At 51.0% G+C, this 3,116-nt stretch carries 1 rRNA gene; it reads right to left on the reverse strand.

Going from position 1 to position 3,116, the window contains the following annotated elements:
- Window positions 1-73: 73 nt before the first annotated feature.
- Window positions 74-2,966 (reverse strand): 23S ribosomal RNA (locus AC0SZ7_RS31450).
- Window positions 2,967-3,116: the final 150 nt, after the last annotated feature.

Here is a 3,116-nt window from a genome sequence, read left to right on the forward strand (position 1 = left end):
GCAAACTTTCGGTTCGTATCATCTTCACAACACCGCAATCTGGTCTGTTCGACGCAAATTGCTTGGGTGTTATATGGTCAAGCCTCACGGGCAATTAGTATTGGTTAGCTCAACGCCTCACAGCGCTTACACACCCAACCTATCAACGTCGTAGTCTTCGACGGCCCTTCAGGGAACTCAAGGTTCCAGTGAGATCTCATCTTGAGGCAAGTTTCCCGCTTAGATGCTTTCAGCGGTTATCTTTTCCGAACATAGCTACCCGGCAATGCCACTGGCGTGACAACCGGAACACCAGAGGTTCGTCCACTCCGGTCCTCTCGTACTAGGAGCAGCCCCTCTCAAATCTCAAACGTCCACGGCAGATAGGGACCGAACTGTCTCACGACGTTCTAAACCCAGCTCGCGTACCACTTTAAATGGCGAACAGCCATACCCTTGGGACCGGCTTCAGCCCCAGGATGTGATGAGCCGACATCGAGGTGCCAAACACCGCCGTCGATATGAACTCTTGGGCGGTATCAGCCTGTTATCCCCGGAGTACCTTTTATCCGTTGAGCGATGGCCCTTCCATACAGAACCACCGGATCACTAAGACCTACTTTCGTACCTGCTCGACGTGTCTGTCTCGCAGTCAAGCGCGCTTTTGCCTTTATACTCTACGACCGATTTCCGACCGGTCTGAGCGCACCTTCGTACTCCTCCGTTACTCTTTAGGAGGAGACCGCCCCAGTCAAACTACCCACCATACACTGTCCTCGATCCGGATAACGGACCTGAGTTAGAACCTCAAAGTTGCCAGGGTGGTATTTCAAGGATGGCTCCACGCGAACTGGCGTCCACGCTTCAAAGCCTCCCACCTATCCTACACAAGCAAATTCAAAGTCCAGTGCAAAGCTATAGTAAAGGTTCACGGGGTCTTTCCGTCTAGCCGCGGATACACTGCATCTTCACAGCGATTTCAATTTCACTGAGTCTCGGGTGGAGACAGCGCCGCCATCGTTACGCCATTCGTGCAGGTCGGAACTTACCCGACAAGGAATTTCGCTACCTTAGGACCGTTATAGTTACGGCCGCCGTTTACCGGGGCTTCGATCAAGAGCTTCGCGTTAGCTAACCCCATCAATTAACCTTCCGGCACCGGGCAGGCGTCACACCCTATACGTCCACTTTCGTGTTTGCAGAGTGCTGTGTTTTTAATAAACAGTCGCAGCGGCCTGGTATCTTCGACCGGCATGAGCTTACGGAGCAAGTCCTTCACCCTCACCGGCGCACCTTCTCCCGAAGTTACGGTGCCATTTTGCCTAGTTCCTTCACCCGAGTTCTCTCAAGCGCCTTGGTATTCTCTACCCAACCACCTGTGTCGGTTTGGGGTACGGTTCCTGGTTACCTGAAGCTTAGAAGCTTTTCTTGGAAGCATGGCATCAACCACTTCGTCGTCTAAAGACAACTCGTCATCAGCTCTCGGCCTTAGAATCCCGGATTTACCTAAGATTCCAGCCTACCACCTTAAACTTGGACAACCAACGCCAAGCTGGCCTAGCCTTCTCCGTCCCTCCATCGCAATAACCAGAAGTACAGGAATATTAACCTGTTTTCCATCGACTACGCTTTTCAGCCTCGCCTTAGGGACCGACTAACCCTGCGTCGATTAACGTTGCGCAGGAAACCTTGGTCTTTCGGCGTGGGTGTTTTTCACACCCATTGTCGTTACTCATGTCAGCATTCGCACTTCTGATACCTCCAGCAAGCTTCTCAACTCACCTTCACAGGCTTACAGAACGCTCCTCTACCGCATCACCAAAAGGTGATACCCGTAGCTTCGGTGCATGGTTTGAGCCCCGTTACATCTTCCGCGCAGGCCGACTCGACTAGTGAGCTATTACGCTTTCTTTAAAGGGTGGCTGCTTCTAAGCCAACCTCCTAGCTGTCTAAGCCTTCCCACATCGTTTCCCACTTAACCATGACTTTGGGACCTTAGCTGACGGTCTGGGTTGTTTCCCTTTTCACGACGGACGTTAGCACCCGCCGTGTGTCTCCCATGCTCGGCACTTGTAGGTATTCGGAGTTTGCATCGGTTTGGTAAGTCGGGATGACCCCCTAGCCGAAACAGTGCTCTACCCCCTACAGTGATACATGAGGCGCTACCTAAATAGCTTTCGAGGAGAACCAGCTATCTCCGAGCTTGATTAGCCTTTCACTCCGATCCACAGGTCATCCGCTAACTTTTCAACGGTAGTCGGTTCGGTCCTCCAGTCAGTGTTACCTAACCTTCAACCTGCCCATGGATAGATCGCCCGGTTTCGGGTCTATACCCAGCGACTAAACGCCCTATTAAGACTCGCTTTCGCTACGCCTCCCCTATTCGGTTAAGCTCGCCACTGAATATAAGTCGCTGACCCATTATACAAAAGGTACGCAGTCACAGAACAAAGTCTGCTCCCACTGCTTGTACGCATACGGTTTCAGGATCTATTTCACTCCCCTCTCCGGGGTTCTTTTCGCCTTTCCCTCACGGTACTAGTTCACTATCGGTCAGTCAGTAGTATTTAGCCTTGGAGGATGGTCCCCCCATATTCAGACAAAGTTTCTCGTGCTCCGTCCTACTCGATTTCATTGATAAGAGATTTTCGCGTACAGGGCTATCACCCACTATGGCCGCACTTTCCAGAGCGTTCCGCTAATCTCAAATCAACTTAAGGGCTGGTCCCCGTTCGCTCGCCACTACTAAGGGAATCTCGGTTGATTTCTTTTCCTCAGGGTACTTAGATGTTTCAGTTCCCCTGGTTCGCCTCTTGCACCTATGTATTCAGTACAAGATAACCATCTTATGATGGCTGGGTTCCCCCATTCAGACATCTCCGGATCACAGTCTGTTTGCCGACTCCCCGAAGCTTTTCGCAGGCTACCACGTCTTTCATCGCCTCTGACTGCCAAGGCATCCACCGTATGCGCTTCTTCACTTGACCATATAACCCCAAGCAATCTGGTTATACTGTGAAGACGACATTCGCCGAAAATTTGCAATTTGAATCACAAATTTTACCTTAGCCTGATCCGTTACCAGTGAAAGTAACGTTCAGTCTATTTCTATCACATACCCAAATTTTTAAAGAACG

The organism is Pseudomonas sp. JC1203, from assembly GCF_056175065.1.